The 16,044-nt window shown below is 48.0% G+C and carries 11 protein-coding genes and 1 other annotated feature; all 11 genes read left to right on the top strand.

Annotated elements, in window-relative coordinates; all coding sequences use genetic code 11:
• Nucleotides 1-92 precede the first annotated feature (92 nt).
• The 11 genes from ACY2IG_RS12285 to ACY2IG_RS12235 all read left to right on the top strand — a co-directional run bounded on the left by ACY2IG_RS12285 (nucleotide 93) and on the right by ACY2IG_RS12235 (nucleotide 15,998).
• Nucleotides 93-3,140, top strand: coding sequence for a hypothetical protein (locus ACY2IG_RS12285; protein ID WP_462617978.1), 3,048 nt, complete (start codon nucleotides 93-95; stop codon nucleotides 3,138-3,140).
• Nucleotides 3,141-3,887 carry a response regulator gene (locus ACY2IG_RS12280; protein ID WP_035406415.1) on the top strand — a complete coding sequence of 249 codons (747 nt, stop codon included), beginning with the start codon at nucleotides 3,141-3,143 and terminating at the stop codon, nucleotides 3,885-3,887.
• On the top strand, nucleotides 3,884-4,906 hold the full coding sequence (locus ACY2IG_RS12275) for a HEAT repeat domain-containing protein (RefSeq protein ID WP_156358997.1): 1,023 nt from the start codon (nucleotides 3,884-3,886) through the stop codon (nucleotides 4,904-4,906). Before ACY2IG_RS12280 ends, ACY2IG_RS12275 begins: the two co-directional genes overlap by 4 nt.
• On the top strand, nucleotides 4,896-6,329 hold the full coding sequence (locus ACY2IG_RS12270; RefSeq protein ID WP_329468836.1) for a glycosyltransferase family 2 protein: 1,434 nt from the start codon (nucleotides 4,896-4,898) through the stop codon (nucleotides 6,327-6,329). Before ACY2IG_RS12275 ends, ACY2IG_RS12270 begins: the two co-directional genes overlap by 11 nt.
• Nucleotides 6,330-6,356: 27 nt before the next feature.
• Nucleotides 6,357-7,499 carry an AI-2E family transporter gene (locus ACY2IG_RS12265; RefSeq protein WP_312451801.1) on the top strand — a complete coding sequence of 381 codons (1,143 nt, stop codon included), beginning with the start codon at nucleotides 6,357-6,359 and terminating at the stop codon, nucleotides 7,497-7,499.
• A 214-nt stretch (nucleotides 7,500-7,713) separates the two neighbouring features.
• Nucleotides 7,714-9,054: a glutamyl-tRNA reductase gene (hemA, locus tag ACY2IG_RS12260; protein ID WP_035406423.1), complete on the top strand. Its 1,341-nt coding sequence runs from the start codon at nucleotides 7,714-7,716 to the stop codon at nucleotides 9,052-9,054.
• A gap of 83 nt (nucleotides 9,055-9,137) precedes the next feature.
• The gene (gene hemC, locus ACY2IG_RS12255) at nucleotides 9,138-10,064 is read left to right on the top strand and encodes a hydroxymethylbilane synthase (RefSeq protein ID WP_056062591.1); all 927 of its coding nucleotides are present in this window, start codon (nucleotides 9,138-9,140) and stop codon (nucleotides 10,062-10,064) included.
• Nucleotides 10,054-10,734, top strand: coding sequence for a uroporphyrinogen-III synthase (locus ACY2IG_RS12250; RefSeq protein ID WP_056062587.1), 681 nt, complete (start codon nucleotides 10,054-10,056; stop codon nucleotides 10,732-10,734). Before hemC ends, ACY2IG_RS12250 begins: the two co-directional genes overlap by 11 nt.
• On the top strand, nucleotides 10,731-11,720 hold the full coding sequence (gene hemB, locus ACY2IG_RS12245) for a porphobilinogen synthase (protein ID WP_035406433.1): 990 nt from the start codon (nucleotides 10,731-10,733) through the stop codon (nucleotides 11,718-11,720). The genes ACY2IG_RS12250 and hemB overlap by 4 nt, the downstream gene beginning before the upstream one ends.
• The gene (hemL, locus tag ACY2IG_RS12240; protein ID WP_056062584.1) at nucleotides 11,717-13,027 is read left to right on the top strand and encodes a glutamate-1-semialdehyde 2,1-aminomutase; all 1,311 of its coding nucleotides are present in this window, start codon (nucleotides 11,717-11,719) and stop codon (nucleotides 13,025-13,027) included. Before hemB ends, hemL begins: the two co-directional genes overlap by 4 nt.
• A 54-nt stretch (nucleotides 13,028-13,081) precedes the next feature.
• Nucleotides 13,082-13,311: a binding site (T-box leader), on the top strand.
• Nucleotides 13,312-13,361: 50 nt separating this feature from the next.
• A complete protein-coding gene (locus ACY2IG_RS12235; protein WP_056062581.1) occupies nucleotides 13,362-15,998 on the top strand; it encodes a valine--tRNA ligase in 2,637 nt (878 codons plus the stop codon).
• The last annotated feature ends 46 nt before the right edge of the window (nucleotides 15,999-16,044 follow it).

Here is a 16,044-nt window from a genome sequence, read left to right as displayed (position 1 = left end):
CTTACAACATTTTTGATTTCCATTATATGAACATCATTTGATTCACGTTACAATGATAGGAACAAATTGTTCTAGTGGGAGGCTATGCCAATATGAGGCGTTATAAATGGACGTTCGCAATCGTCGTCTTACTCATTCTGACACCATTTGCCATTTGGTTCTTGAAGCAGGAAAAGACATTAAACATTGCGCTATTTGATTACACGAACGGAACGGAAGAGCGAGAGCATGCCGGAACGACGTGGTTATTGAATCACTTAAAGATCCGAAATACGCAAGGGCAAGATTATACGTATTCGGACTACATCAACCGTTATGATGGTACACAAGGTAAAAAAATGTTACAACAAGCCTCTAAAGCAGATGTGCTGTTGTTTACGGATACGTACGGAAAATCATATGACGTCAACGGGAAAAAAGAACATCGTGGTGGCTTGACGACAGAAGACGTCGAGCTCGCAACTGAAGCGATTTCGCAAGGGAAAACCGTCGTGGCGGAATTTAATACAGCAGCAAGTCCGACGTCAGTCGAGCGGTCCAATGCGTTTCGACAATTATTCGGGACGGCTTGGACAGGATGGATCGGTCGATTTTTCCCAGATTTAACAAAACTGCAAGGTCTTGAGAAAAACGTCGTAGCTCAATTAAAAACACAAGCGAAAGAAAAAGAGTTCAAACTATCAGGTCCGGGTTATGTTTTTATTAATGATTCGACCGAAAAAGCTTTTTTCGTCAATGATGACACTCCTTTACTTTACAAGTGGGATCAAAATAAGGGGAATGCAAAAGATGAGGTCCGTTATAACTACTGGTTCGAGATTCTTGAACTAGATGGTGGGAAACAACAAGCGCATTTCTCTTGGAGCCCTTCGAAACAGACACAAGCAATGCTTCGAAAATACCAGTTGCCGCTTGAGTTTCCAGCGTATGTCACGCAAGGAAGTGGTCACTATTTTGCTGGTGATTATACGGACGTCGCGGATATCCCACGTTATTATCGATACAGTGGTCTCGATTGGTTCCGCAAACAGTTCATCCTCGATAGTGCGGAAAGTGAATCGGCGTTCTTCTGGAAGATTTACGCCCCGACGCTGACGCGGATTCTTGAGGATACGAAACGGATCTCGACACAAACTGCGAAGGTCAAACCACTTTCACAAACGAAGGTCGGTAACCAAGAGTTGCGGACCCGAGCTCGTGAAGGACAGGACACACTTGAGATGTATCAAGATGGTGAATGGAAGCCGTACTTCGTTAAGGGTGTCAACATTGGACTTGGTCGACCAGGTGCATTTCCCGGGGAACATGCCATCAGCCGAAACGAATATGATCGTTGGTTGAAGGAAATCGGAGCGATGGGGGTCAATACGATTCGTGTGTACACGTTGCACCCTCCTGCTTTTTACGATGCATTAAAAGCTTACAACGAACAGGCGAAACAACCGATTTATCTCATGCAAGGCATGTGGGTCGAAGAGAAGCCGTTCGAGGAACTAAAAAATGCATTCGATCCAAAGTTCATGAAGATGACAGATACGGAAGCAAAACGAATGGTTGATGTCATTCATGGAAACGCAGTCGTTAAAGAAGTTGTTGGTCATGCTTCCGGAACATACACTTCAGACGTCTCGCAATACGTTTCAGCATTCGTCTTCGGAATCGAATGGTTACCGGAAGCTGTCGTTGAAACAAATAAAAAGAACAAAGGGACACGTTTCGAAGGACAATACGTAACGACGACGAAAGAAGCGTCTCCTTTCGAATCGTGGTTAGCAGGTCGGATGGATACGGCGACTGCACACGAAATCAAAGAGTACGGTACAACACGACCAATCGGTTCGACGAACTGGCCGACGACGGATCCGTTGAAACACCCAAAAGAGATTGAGGAAGAACAGGACCTCGTCTCCATTGATTTCAATCACTTAAAAGCAACGAAGGATTTCCCGGGTGGCTTGTTCGCGTCTTACCACATCTATCCGTACTATCCTTCGTTCATCAAGGAAGAGTACAGTCAAAAAACGGACAAAGGATCTGAATCGTATGCCCGTTACTTGAAGAAGATGAAGGATTATCATGATATGCCGCTACTTGTATCAGAATTCGGAATTCCGAGTTCTCGCGGGAAGACGCACCTCGGACCAAATGGTTTCGATCAAGGGCATGTCAGTGAGAAGAAACAAGGCGAACTCGTCGCACAACTCTATCAAGACATTAAAGACGTCAAAACAGCCGGTGGACTCGTCTTCATCTGGCAAGATGAATGGTTCAAGCGGACGTGGAACACGATGGATTATGATGATGCCAATACGCGTCCCCGTTGGTCGAATGTCCAGACGAGCGAACAACATTTCGGTATGCTTGGTTTCCTGCGTTCAGATATCGTCATTGACGGGAAATTGGATGATTGGAAAGGGTATGCACCAGTCGCTGAAAATAAGGATCAAGCGATATATATGACATCCGACGAAGCCTATCTCTATTTGCGTATCGACCGGAAAAAAGCAGAGCCGACGACACTTGCGCTATCGACGAAACCAAACGATGGGAATACGAAAGTCGGTCCGTTGATGCTTGATGAAGGAGCGGAATATCGCCTGACGATCGATCAGAAGGCGCGCATCGATGTCGATGCTCGTTATGATATCTTCCGTTATCACTATGGTCTGAAGATGCCGTTTGAGATGGTAAAACCACCGTCTGATCAAAAAGACAGCGGTAAGTTCGTTCCAATTTATCAAATGCTCGATTATGCAAGACGCGACCCGGTGACGAAAAAAATCGTCAAACCAGCCGTCAAGTGGGACACGGGTGTTCTACATGAAGGAGAACCAGACGATATCTTGACAGATATCTCAGATATCACGAAACCAACCGTAGAGCTCCGTATTCCATGGATGGTCTTGAATATGCGAGACCCTAGTAAACATGAAATCATCGGTGACTTCTGGAAAGATGGATTAGAAGCGAAGATGATTACGGAAGGAATCGAAGTCACAGGTCAAGTCGGTGAGACACGTATCCCTGAAAAAGATCGTGGTTTCTACAACTGGGCAGAGTGGACGAATCCGCAACAGCGAGAAGAACTGAAACCTGTCTATCGGACGATGAAAAAAGCATTCACTGAGGGAGGAAACTAAATGCGACGTGAAGAGATGTGGAAATTAATCAATCAGTCGTTTGAATCAACAAGTCAAGATCGTGAGGTCAGTTCGACGATTGAATGGACGGAAGAAACCGTCCGGCAATCGTCGACGAATACCTTGTTCGTGCACACAGTCGGACAAATGCCGGAGGCGGTCAACGGATTGATTGAAGAGGGATGGTGCGTGCGGACGGACATTTCTTATGCCGATGTCGTTCTCGCAAGCGAACCTGTCATCGAGGAACGAATTCCCGTCGTGTATTTTAATACGGAGACCTCTTTCTATGGTTTAGAAAATGCGCGAGAAATTCTACCGGCGACACTATCGCGGGAGCTTGTCCTTGACCGGCTAGCGCGTTATAAAAAAATCCATCATATCGCGGATGTCGTCGTCGTAACGGAAGATCCGCATATCCGTCGGATGATGGAACGGGAACTGACGGAACGCTTCGAACGGTTCGTAACATTCGAACGAGCAGAGACATTCCTTGACGAGTACGTAGCATCCCGTCCGTACTTACTCGTGTTTACGTCAGCATTACCACGAGCAGATGGGCTGGAATTACTACTGCGAGCAAAACATCAGAGTGTCGCACCGTTCCAATCGATGATGATTTCGATGTACAACCGTGAACGCGATCATGTTCTTGCGATTGACCGAGGTGTTGATTACATTATGACCCTTCCGTTAAAAATCGAAGAATTCCGCGCGTGGATCCGAAAAGTTGAGGATGGCCGATGATGCAGGCGATTCTAGTATTTATCGTTGTACTCGTTTTCTTACAAGGTGGAGCATTGGTCTATCTCGTCGTTCAAAAACGAAAACGTGCCAACCGCGAGCATGCCCGTAGCGATTGGCAACTTGTCTTTCGAGATGACATCTACGACTATGCGACAGGTGAACGTCAGGACATGCCGACGGTTCAAAAAGGAAACGAGGATTTAGCTGAGCTTGAACTCTTCGCACTATCCAACTTAACAGCAACACCGGCACATCTCGAACGAGTGCAAGCTTTTGTCGCTGCTAATATGCATGCCTATTACGAACAACAATTGAAGCATCGCCGGATTGACCGTCGCTTGAACGCTTATGAGGCCGTCTCTCAATTCCGTTTGGTAGCAGTCGCACCGATGATTCATGCGCGTTGGGGAAACACGATTGAAAAAGAAGAGAGCGATGTCATCGTTCGGACCCTCGTCTCACTATCACCGCAAGATGCGATCGCCATCGCCAAGCAAGAAAATGGGATTAGTTTCTTCGGTGCGATTCTTGCGGTCGGTCGTAGTCAAGACTTAGAGGAATGGGTGGCTGCGTTTGAAGAATTGACACTGTCCTTTAAGTTAGCGATCCTTCAGTTGATCTTTGATCGCGATGAGACACGTTATATCGCACTCGTTCGTGACAAGACGACAGATGAAAATCCGGAAATCCGAAAACGTGCTCTTCGTGCGCTCACGCGAATCGGGCTTGAGGAGGACTGGAAGTTATATGTGCCTTACTTGGAAGAAGAATCAAGTTGGGTTGAGCAAATGCTTGCCCTTCGTTTCCTAGAACATGTCGTTCCAGCCGATGCGATACCAGCGATCTTACCGTTTGTCGGTAGTCGATCGTGGTGGGTCCGGACGGCTGCCTTTGATGCGCTGCTTGCTTGTGGCGGGATCGAACAATTGGCGAAGGTATCAAGTACACACCCCGACCGCTATGCGCGTCAAAAAGCTACAGAACGGTTGGCAAAGGAGATGAAACATCATGTCGTCTGAGACAATCCAAGCCATTATTGAAGTCCTTTCATGGACAGTGTTGATTTATATGTTACTCGTCATCGTGTTCTATTCGATGCTTTACCTGATTTCAGCTCAAATGGTGCGACGGCAACGCTTCCGTCGGAAAGAGAGCTCTTACTTGCCACTGATGCGCTCTCTCTATACACGGCCGGTCAGTATCCTTGTACCAGCGTACAATGAGGAATATACGATCGTCTCGAGTGTCCAAGCTTTGCTAGCACTTGACTATCCGGAGCATGAAGTCATCGTCATCAATGATGGTTCAAAGGACGGAACGATGGACGAATTGTTCCGATCGTATGAGCTGGAGAAGGAAATCCGCTATCCGAGGATTCTAATTGGTTCGAAGCCGGTCAAACAAGTCTACCGTTCGCGGATCGATAGTCGTTTGATCGTTATCGATAAAGAGAATGGTGGAAAGGCGGATGCCTTGAATGCCGGTATCGACCATTCCAGTTATCCGTATTTCTGCTCGCTTGACGCGGATTCGATTTTAGAGCGGGATGCCCTATTAAAAGTCATGAAACCGATCGTCGAGTCCGACGAAGAGGTCGTCGCGACATGTGGTTCAATCTTCCTCGTCAATGGCTGTACGATTGAAGGTGGCGAAATCGTCGAGATTCGGACACCAAAACAACGGATTGTCTTGATGCAGATGATTGAATATTTCCGAGCATTCTTATTTGGTCGCCTTGGACTTAGCCGTTTCAACATCTTATTGATTGTCTCTGGTGCGTTCGGTCTGTTCCAAAAGAACATTGTTGTCCAAGCAGGTGGATATAAGGAAGGACTTGTCGGTGAGGATATGGAACTTGTCGTTCGTTTGCACCGGTATATGAAAGAAAACAAGCTTGATAAACGCATCGAGTACGTTCCGGCACCAGTCTGCTGGACGCAAGCTCCGGAGTCAATGGAAGTGTTGCGGTCGCAACGGACACGTTGGCACCGTGGGCTAGCTGAGACACTCTGGACCCATAAGCGCATGATCGGTAATCCGAAGTATGGTTCTGTTGGTGGCGTTTCGATGCTATATTTCTTTTTGATTGAATTACTCGGACCTATCGTTGAACTGATGGGATATTTCATTATTCCGCTCAACCTGCTCGTCGGGACGCTTAACTTTGAATTTGGTATCGTCTTATTGGTCGTCGCTTTACTCTATGGTTCCTTATTATCAGCAGGTGCCGTATTATTGGAAGAGTGGACGATGCACCGATTCAAGAATGTCAAAGAATTGATTCGGTTGTATTTATGGTCCTTGACCGAGTCGTTCTGGTACCGTCCGATTTTAGTCTTCTTCAAACTAGGGGGATTGATTCAATTCTTGACTGGTCGAGGAAACTGGGGACAGATGGAGCGCCAACGCCTCGAAGACGTCACCGAGGAAAAAGTCGGCTGACGAATAGGTATGAGGAGGATATGCTAGGTGGATTTGTTACGAAACAAATGGTTTAAAGCATTAATTTGGGTATTAGTGATTTTTCTTGTCATCTGGGTCGGTACAAAGATCTCATTTTTATTCCAGCCGATAAAAGTCATGCTGGCATTGATCTTCCCACCGCTCATTATTGCGGGTATTTTCTATTACTTCACGCTTGGGATCGTAGATGCGTTGCAAAAACGAGTCAAGAAACGTGGTCTTGCCGTGTTGATCGTTTTACTTGGTTTCATCACGATCCTGACGATCGCTGTCGCTTCAATCGGACCGATCTTAGTTGAGCAGGTGACCGATTTTGCAACGAGCATTCCGACGCTCGTCATCGAATTGCGTGATCAAACGTTAAATTTACGCGATCAGCTGATGGACAATCGTTTTATCTCGACCTGGGTACATGAGAATACAGATTTATTTGATAAGTGGACGAATGAAGCGACATCGTATGTCGGTACCGTCTTCAAGTCCGTCTCGACGTCCGTTGGAACGATTTTCGGTGTCATCTCTTCGACGGTCTTAATCATCGTCTTAGTGCCGTTCATCTTAGTGTATATGTTGCTTGACGGGTATAAATTCCCTGACTCCGTCGTGAAATTGTTACCGCGTAGCTACGAAACGGAAACGCGTAAAATTCTGCACGACATGCACGTGACAGTGAAGCATTACGTCAACGGACAGGTCATCGTCTCAATCTGCGTCGGTGTGATGTCCTTGATCGGCTTTTTCATTGCTGACATTCAATATGCGTTATTACTTGCCTTATTCTGTACGGTGACGAACATCATCCCGTATCTTGGACCTTACATCGGTGCCGTTCCGGCAGTCATTGTCGGATTCATTGATGATCCGATCAAAGCGGTCTATGCGATCATCACGATCGTCGTCGCGCAACAAATCGAATCGAACTTGATTTCTCCTTACGTTCAAGGAAAAACACTCAAGGTCCATCCCCTGACGATCATCATCGTTTTGCTCGTTGCCGGGAAAATCGGTGGCATCATCGGTGTCATCTTGGCAGTTCCGACCTATGCGGTCTCAAAAGTCGTCATTCAGAACATCGCTCGGATTTATCGTTTACGTCAGCAACGTCTCAACGTACCGGACGTGACGGTATCACCTGAATCGTTGAAGTAAAGTGTAACCCTCTGCTCTTTTTAGGAGCAGAGGGTTTGTGATTTTTACGGGAGAGGGATAAGGTAGAAGAAGAGAAAAAATGAAGAAGATTTCACAACTTCGACTCATTTTAGTTTATAAATTGATTGGAATCTTTTTTATAATGGTTATAATGTAGGATAGAGAACGAAAAGATAGATCGGAACGAAATCTTTGGACGTAAGGGGTAGAGCGCATGCATATCGTAGTGGTCGGCTTGAATAACAAAACAGCGCCTGTATCAATACGCGAACAAGTCTCATTTGGGGAGCATGAGATGAAGGGAGCGGTCGTCGCATTGCGCGATGAAAAAAGTATCTTTGAAAGTGTCATCGTCTCGACATGTAACCGGACGGAACTGTACGTCGTGACGGATCAGCCACATACAGGACGGTATTATACAAAACGTTTCCTTGCAAACTGGTTTGGTTTGACGATGGAAGAGCTCGAGCCGTATCTCTTCATCCATGAAGGATTCGATGCGATGAAACATCTGTTCCGCGTGACAAGTGGTCTTGATTCAATGATCGTCGGTGAAACGCAAATCCTTGGTCAGGTCAAGACAAGCTTCTTCATGGCACAGAAGCTTGAAACGACAGGAACGGTCTTTAACAAACTCTTCAAAGAAGCGGTCACGCTCGCCAAACGGGCTCACGCAGAAACTGGAATCGGTGAAAATGCCGTTTCTGTCAGTGCTGCTGCCGTCACGCTTGCCGAACAGTTACTCGGATCGCTTGAAGATAAATCGATTGTCGTCATCGGTGCGGGAGAAACTGGCGAATTGACGACGCTCAACTTATATGAAGCAGGAGCTCGTGACATCACGGTCTTTAACCGGACGCTCGCCAAAGCAGAAGAGGTCGCGAATCGGTTCGAAGGATCAGCGCATTCGATTAATGAAATGCAGTGCGGTTTGCTTCGGGCAGACATCGTCATCTCTTCAACAGGTGCAAAACGTGCCATCATCAAACGGGAAGACATCGCAGCAGCACAGCTGTTCCGTCACGATCGTCCATTCTTGTTGATTGACATCGCAGTACCGCGCGACATCGAACCGACCGTTGGTGACTTGCCAGGCGTTCATTTATATGATGTCGATGATCTGACATCGATCGTCCAGCAAAACATGGCGGAACGGATGAAGGAAGCGGCGAAAATCGAACAACGAATCGAAGCGGCAATCGCTGAGTTCGAAGGGTGGATGACGACACTTGGTGTCGTGCCGATCATCACGGAATTACGAGACCAAGCACTGCGGATTCAACAAGAGACAATGCAAAGCTTGGAACGGAAATTACCGGAGATGTCAAAACGTGAAAAAACCGTCATTGGTAAACACATGAAATCCATCATCAATCAATTGTTGCGTGAACCGCTATCTTACATCAAAGATGCGGCAGCGAAACCGGATGCTGATGAGCGGATTGCGCAGTTCATGGATACGTTCGCATTAAACGAAGACTTGTTTGATGGGCTCGAAGATGAAATCGTGACGTCAGAAGAGACGACACCTTCAGCAAAAGCTGTGAACCGGTGAACAAAGTACGATTTGTGTTACAATAGAAAATGCATGGGGCGGACTTGTGCCGCCCCTTTATTATTGTACAGGGGGATTTTAGCATGCGAAAAATCATTGTTGGATCGCGAAGCTCGAAGCTAGCGATGACACAGACGAAATGGGTCATTGACCAGTTGAAACAAGCCGGCGCGCCGTATGAGTTCGAAATCAAGAACATCATCACAAAAGGAGACCGCATTTTGGATGTGACGCTCTCAAAGGTCGGTGGTAAAGGGTTATTCGTAAAAGAGATCGAACAGCAGATGATTGACGAAGAAATCGATTTTGCTGTTCACAGCATGAAGGATTTACCGTCTGAACTACCGGATGGTCTCATCATCGGTGCCACACCGGCACGTGTCGATGCGCGTGATGCCTTGATCACGAAAACAGGAGAAGGTCTTGCTTCCTTGCCAGAAGGTGCGGTTGTCGGCACGAGCAGCTTACGTCGTGGATCACAATTGCTAAAACTCCGCCCTGATTTAAAAATCGAATCGATTCGCGGGAACATCGATACACGACTTGATAAATTAAAAAATGGTCCGTTTGACGGGATTCTGCTTGCAGCAGCTGGTTTAAAACGGATGGGTTGGTCTGAAGATGTCGTATCGGAATATCTTTCAACAGAAGACATGATTCCAGCTGTCGGTCAAGGAATCCTCGGTATCGAATGTCGCGAACATGATCAAGAAGTACGTGATCTCCTACACCTGATCCATGATCAGATGACAGAAAAAGTGGCATACGCAGAACGCGCTTTCCTAGCAGCCATCGAAGGTAGCTGTCACGTTCCTGTCGGTGGATTCGCGACGATTAACGAAGACATGTCAACGACACTTGTCGGATTCATCGGATCCGTCGATGGGGAGCAAATTCTAATCGAGCGCGAATCAGGTCTTGACCCGATGCATCTCGGTCAAGACGTTGCCGAACGTCTGCTTGCTTCGGGCGGTCGTGAGATTCTCGCAACACTTCCGGATGACTTGTAAGCAGGTATTGTTCACGGGAAGTCGACCACCGACGAACGAGCAGATGGCGCGACTGCGTGACGTCGCAATCGAGTCGGTGCATTATCCGGTCATTGAAACGCGACCTGTTTCGTTTACGTTGCCGAAGGGAATTGATTGGCTCATCGTGACGAGTCCGAATGGCGTCCACCGGGTTGCTGATGCATTGCCTGAATTAGCAGAAACGCGTATTGCGGTCGTTGGACGAAAGACAGCAGATGCACTTGCGAAGTATGGTCGAACAGCCGACTTTTGTCCGTCAACCTTTACAGGAGACGCACTCGTCGCAGAACTGGGACCATACTTGTCTGACGGCGATCATATCGTTTTTGCGCGAGGGAACCGATCGCGGCAAGCACCGGTCGATCAGTTACGAAAACTGAATCGATATACGATCGAGGATATCATCACCTATGAAACCGTCACCCGTCGACTACCTGAAGCTCTTATCAGAAATGCCACCTATATTGGACTGCAGAGTCCTTCCGCTGTCGAAGCGATTGCTCCGCTAGACCTGAAGACGACCTTCATCGTCATCGGGACGATCACGGAGCAAGCAGCAAAAGCAGCCGGACTTCAACCGATTCATGTCGCCCGTGAATTCACGGTGGACGGCATGATTGATCGTATCATTGAGGAGGAATCAGCATGAACACATTAGAATACGCACGTCACCGTCGTTTACGTCATACCGCATCACTCCGGTCACTCGTCCGCGAGAACCAGTTGCATAAATCGGATTTGATTTATCCGATTTTCGTTGCTGAAGGCGAAGATATCAAACGCGAAGTCAGCTCGATGCCTGGCGTCTTCAACTTATCACTCGATCATCTGACGGCTGAGATTGAAGAAGTCGTCGCACTCGGAATCGAATCTGTCATCTTATTCGGTGTCCCGCACGACCACTTAAAAGACGAGCAAGGATCAGGTGCGTTTCACGATCACGGGATCGTTCAAGAGGCAACACGTCTCGTCAAAAAAGTTGCTCCGCAGCTAACGGTCATTGCCGACACATGCTTATGTGAATATACGTCGACAGGTCACTGTGGAATCGTCGCTGACGGAACGGTCGATAATGATGCGTCATTACCGCTTCACGTCAAAACAGCCATCTCACAAGCTCAGGCGGGTGCCGATGTCATCGCTCCATCATCAATGATGGACGGATTCGTCGCAGCGATTCGTCAAGGGTTGGACGAGAACGGCTTCAGCCATATTCCGGTCATGAGCTATGGCGTTAAATATGCATCTGCTTATTATGGTCCATTCCGTGACGCGGCAAACTCGGCACCAGGAGAAGGCGACCGGAAAGGCTACCAAATGGACCCAGCAAACCGTCGCGAAGCGTTCCGAGAAGCAACAGCGGACGTCGATCAAGGAGCTGACTTCATGATCGTCAAACCTGCGCTTGCGTTCATGGACATCATTCGTGATGTGCGCGAGCGGATTGATCTACCAATCGTTGCGTATAACGTATCGGGTGAGTATGCGATGGTCAAAGCTGCAGCCCTGAACGGCTGGATCGACGAAGAACGAATCGTCCTTGAGACGATGCTTGGCTTTAAACGAGCAGGAGCTGATTTAATTATCACCTATTTCGCAAAAGACATTTGTCGTTACCTGGAGGGGTCGAAATGAGCTTAATTAACCAGAACTCAAAATCAAAAGAAGCGTTCGAGCGGGCACTCCCGCTCATGCCGGGTGGTGTCAACAGCCCAGTCCGTGCTTATAAATCGGTCGGGATGACACCAATTTTCGCAGATCATGCGAAAGGATCAAAGCTCTATGATATCGACGGAAAAGAGTATATCGATTACGTCCTGTCATGGGGACCGATGATTCTCGGTCATGCCGATCCAATCGTCACATCAGCGATTCAAGAACAAGCGACGCGTGGCTGGAGTTACGGGACACCAACAGAAATCGAATCAGCGATGGCGGAAGTCGTCATCAGTCGTGTACCGTCGGTCGAAGTCGTCCGGATGGTCAATTCGGGTACAGAAGCGACGATGGCTGCCCTTCGTCTCGCACGCGGCTATACAGGTCGGACAAAAATCTTGAAGTTCGAAGGCTGTTACCACGGTCATGGGGACTCACTCTTGATTAAAGCAGGTTCAGGTGTCGCGACACTTGGACTACCGGATTCACCAGGCGTTCCAGCGCAAATTGCGAGCATGACACTGACGGTTCCTTACAACGATTTGGATGCTGTCCGGATCGCGTTTGAAAAACACGGCGACGATATCGCTGGTGTCATCGTCGAACCGGCTGCTGGGAACATGGGCTTCGTGCCACCAGAACCAGGATTCCTTGAAGGCTTACGGGAAATCACATCAGAAAACGGTGCGTTATTAATTTTTGACGAAGTCATGACCGGTTTCCGTGTCGGATTCCACTGTGCGCAAGGACACTTCGGTGTCACGCCGGATATCACGTGTCTCGGTAAAGTCATCGGCGGCGGAATGCCAGTCGGTGCTTATGGCGGACGTCGTGACATCATGGAACAGATCGCACCACAAGGTCCAATTTATCAAGCAGGTACGTTATCCGGGAACCCACTTGCGATGGCAGCGGGTCTAGCGACACTGACGCAATTGAAACCCGAGCACTATGAAGAGTTCGACCGGAAAGCGAGCCGTCTGTCTGAAGGCTACCTGAATGCTGCGGCGAAATATAACATTCCACTGACGACGAACCGTGCGGGTGCGATGTTTGGTGTCTTCTTCACGGATGAACGTGTCACGAACTTCGAAAAAGCGAAAACATCGAACCTTGAGATGTTCCGTTCGTATTATCAAAAGATGGCGGCGCGTGGTGTCTTCTTACCACCATCACAATTCGAAGGTCTCTTCCTCTCGATTGCCCATACGGACGAAGATATCGAACAGACGATTGAAGCCGTCGAATTGACGTTCAAGGAACTCCAAGTTGAGTTCGATCGTTAAGCAGTTCTTGACGATTGATTGAACTCTCGGCTAAAATGAATAAAGAAGAAAATGGCAACAGCGATGACGGGAAGAGTAATCCTGTATTCGTACCGGCGTAGAGAACACATCCTTGGCTGAAAGATGTGACGGACGAACAGGAGGAAGGTCACCCCACGAGCTGGTATCGTGAGTCTTACGAGCGATATCCGTCCTCCACACGTTACGTGGCTCGAGGGCATCCGATGTTGGATGAACTAAGGTGGTACCGCGGAAAAAAGCAACGGCTTTCTTTCGTCCTTAGCATAGGACGAGAGAAGCCGTTTTTATTATGGACAAAAAGGGAGCGATCAGGATGCAGGAATTATCAATGCCAACGAAATATGATCCGCAGGCAACGGAAGAAAAATGGCACGACTTTTGGTTAAAGGGAGAGTACTTTAAAGCTGATCAAGATCCGGAGAAAGAGCCGTACACGATTGTCATTCCACCACCGAACGTCACAGGTAAATTACACCTTGGTCACGCTTGGGACACAACATTACAAGACATGCTGACGCGGATGAAACGGATGCAAGGGTTCGACGTCCTGTATCTACCGGGAATGGACCATGCTGGTATTGCGACGCAAGCAAAAGTCGAACAAAAACTGCGAGCAGAAGGGAAATCACGTCTTGAAATGGGTCGTGAGAAATTCCTCGAGCAATCTTGGGCATGGAAAGAAGAGTATGCGTCAACGATCCGTGCACAATGGGCAAAACTCGGTCTTGGACTCGATTACTCGCGTGAACGCTTCACGCTCGACGAAGGGTTGTCGGAAGCAGTTCAAGAAGTCTTCGTTAAACTTTACGAAAAAGGCTTGATCTATCGTGGCGAATACATCGTTAACTGGGACCCAGCGACGAAAACAGCGATCTCGGATATCGAAGTCATCTACAAGGATATCGAAGGGGCGTTTTACCACCTCAGCTATCCACTGACGGACGGTTCAGGTCATGTTGAACTAGCGACGACACGTCCTGAGACGATGCTTGGTGATACAGCGATTGCCGTGAACCCGAAGGATGAGCGTTACGCTCACCTCGTCGGAAAAACGATCACGTTACCAATTGTTGGTCGCGAGATTCCGATTGTTGCGGATGAATATGTCGACATGGAGTTCGGTACAGGTGTCGTGAAGATTACACCTGCACACGACCCGAACGACTTCGAAGTCGGTAACCGCCACGAATTACCACGTGTCCTCGTCATGAATGAAGATGGAACGATGAACGAGAATGCAGGTAAATACGAAGGCATGGATCGTTTCGAATGCCGGAAACAAATCGTTGAAGATTTAAAAGCAGAAGGTGTTCTAATCAAAATCGAACCACACTTGCACTCTGTTGGTCACTCGGAACGTTCAGATGCAATCGTCGAGCCGTATCTCTCATTACAATGGTTCGTCAAAATGGAACCACTCGCGCAAAAAGCACTCGAGGAACAACAAGGACCAGACAAGGTCAACTTCGTTCCACAACGCTTTGAAAACACATATGTACGCTGGATGGAAAATATCCGTGACTGGTGTGTTAGCCGTCAACTATGGTGGGGACATCGCATTCCGGCTTGGTACCATAAAGAAACAGGCGAAGTATACGTTGGCAAGGAAGCACCAGCAGACCTCGAGAACTGGGAGCAAGACAACGATGTTCTCGATACATGGTTCTCTTCAGCCCTTTGGCCGTTCTCAACGATGGGTTGGCCGAATACGGACGCAGCGGATTATCAGAAATACTTCCCGACATCGACACTGGTTACGGGATACGACATCATCGCCTTCTGGGTATCACGGATGATCTTCCAATCGTATGAATTCACGGGACAACGTCCATTCCAAGACGTCTTGATCCACGGATTGATTCGTGATTCGGAAGGACGCAAAATGTCGAAATCCCTCGGAAACGGGATTGATCCGATGGATGTCATCGAGAAATACGGTGCTGATTCACTGCGTTGGTTCTTAACGACTGGATCGACACCAGGCAACGACCTCCGCTTCTACTGGGAAAAGATTGAAGCAACGTGGAACTTCTCGAACAAACTATGGAACGCAAGCCGTTTTGCCTTGATGAACATGGACGGTCTAACGTTTGATCAGATCGATTTGACAGGCGAGAAATCACTCGCAGATAAGTGGATCCTGACACGTTTACAGACAACGATCGATGACGTGACACGTCTATCGGATAAATATGAGTTTGGTGAAGCAGGACGTATTCTCTATCACTTCATCTGGGAAGACTTCTGTAACTGGTATATCGAGATGGCGAAGTTGCCGCTCAACGGAGAAGACGAAGCAGCGAAACAAACGACGCGTTCGGTTCTTGCCTATACACTCGACCGGATCATGCGCTTAATGCATCCGTTCATGCCGTTCATCACGGAAGAAATCTGGCAACACTTACCGCATGAAGGTGAGACGATCACACGTGCCGCATGGCCGACACGCGAGGCGTCACTCGACTTCCCGGAAGCTGTTCCAGCATTTGAAGCGGTTCAGAACGTCATCCGTTCGGTTCGTAACATCCGCGCGGAAGTGAACGCACCGATGTCGAAACAGATCCAACTGTTCATCTCGACGAATGACGCACGTGTTCAAGATGACTTGTCGTCAAATAGCTCGTACTTGCAAAAGTTCACGAACGCGTCTGAACTCCGGATTGAAGAGCAGATGCCAGCGCCAGAAAAAGCGATGAGTGCGATCGTAACGGGAGCAGAATTGTTCATCCCGCTCGCAGACTTGATCAACATCGAGGAAGAAATCGCGCGCTTGAATAAAGAACTCGTCAAGTATACGAAAGAAGTCGAACGGGTCGAGAAAAAACTCAACAACCCTGGCTTCGTCGGCAAAGCACCAGCACATGTCATTGATGAAGAAAAAGCGAAGGCACTTGATTATACGGAAAAACGTCAAGCTGTCGAAGCACGCATCAACGAACTCTCACACTAATTACAGCAGTGGCTCAAGTCTCCTTGAGCCACTTTTTTTAAAGGAG

The organism is Exiguobacterium sp. EF_C8, from assembly GCF_054956715.1.
This window is presented reverse-complemented; position numbering and strand designations above follow the sequence as displayed.

Coding starts and splice junctions, on each gene's coding strand:
- ACY2IG_RS12285 (WP_462617978.1), top strand. CDS start 93: ATGAGGCGTTATAAATGGACGTTCGCAATCGTCGTCTTACTCATTCTG.
- ACY2IG_RS12280 (WP_035406415.1), top strand. CDS start 3,141: ATGCGACGTGAAGAGATGTGGAAATTAATCAATCAGTCGTTTGAATCA.
- ACY2IG_RS12275 (WP_156358997.1), top strand. CDS start 3,884: ATGATGCAGGCGATTCTAGTATTTATCGTTGTACTCGTTTTCTTACAA.
- ACY2IG_RS12270 (WP_329468836.1), top strand. CDS start 4,896: ATGTCGTCTGAGACAATCCAAGCCATTATTGAAGTCCTTTCATGGACA.
- hemA (WP_035406423.1), top strand. CDS start 7,714: ATGCATATCGTAGTGGTCGGCTTGAATAACAAAACAGCGCCTGTATCA.
- hemC (WP_056062591.1), top strand. CDS start 9,138: ATGCGAAAAATCATTGTTGGATCGCGAAGCTCGAAGCTAGCGATGACA.
- ACY2IG_RS12250 (WP_056062587.1), top strand. CDS start 10,054: ATGACTTGTAAGCAGGTATTGTTCACGGGAAGTCGACCACCGACGAAC.
- hemB (WP_035406433.1), top strand. CDS start 10,731: ATGAACACATTAGAATACGCACGTCACCGTCGTTTACGTCATACCGCA.
- hemL (WP_056062584.1), top strand. CDS start 11,717: ATGAGCTTAATTAACCAGAACTCAAAATCAAAAGAAGCGTTCGAGCGG.
- ACY2IG_RS12235 (WP_056062581.1), top strand. CDS start 13,362: ATGCAGGAATTATCAATGCCAACGAAATATGATCCGCAGGCAACGGAA.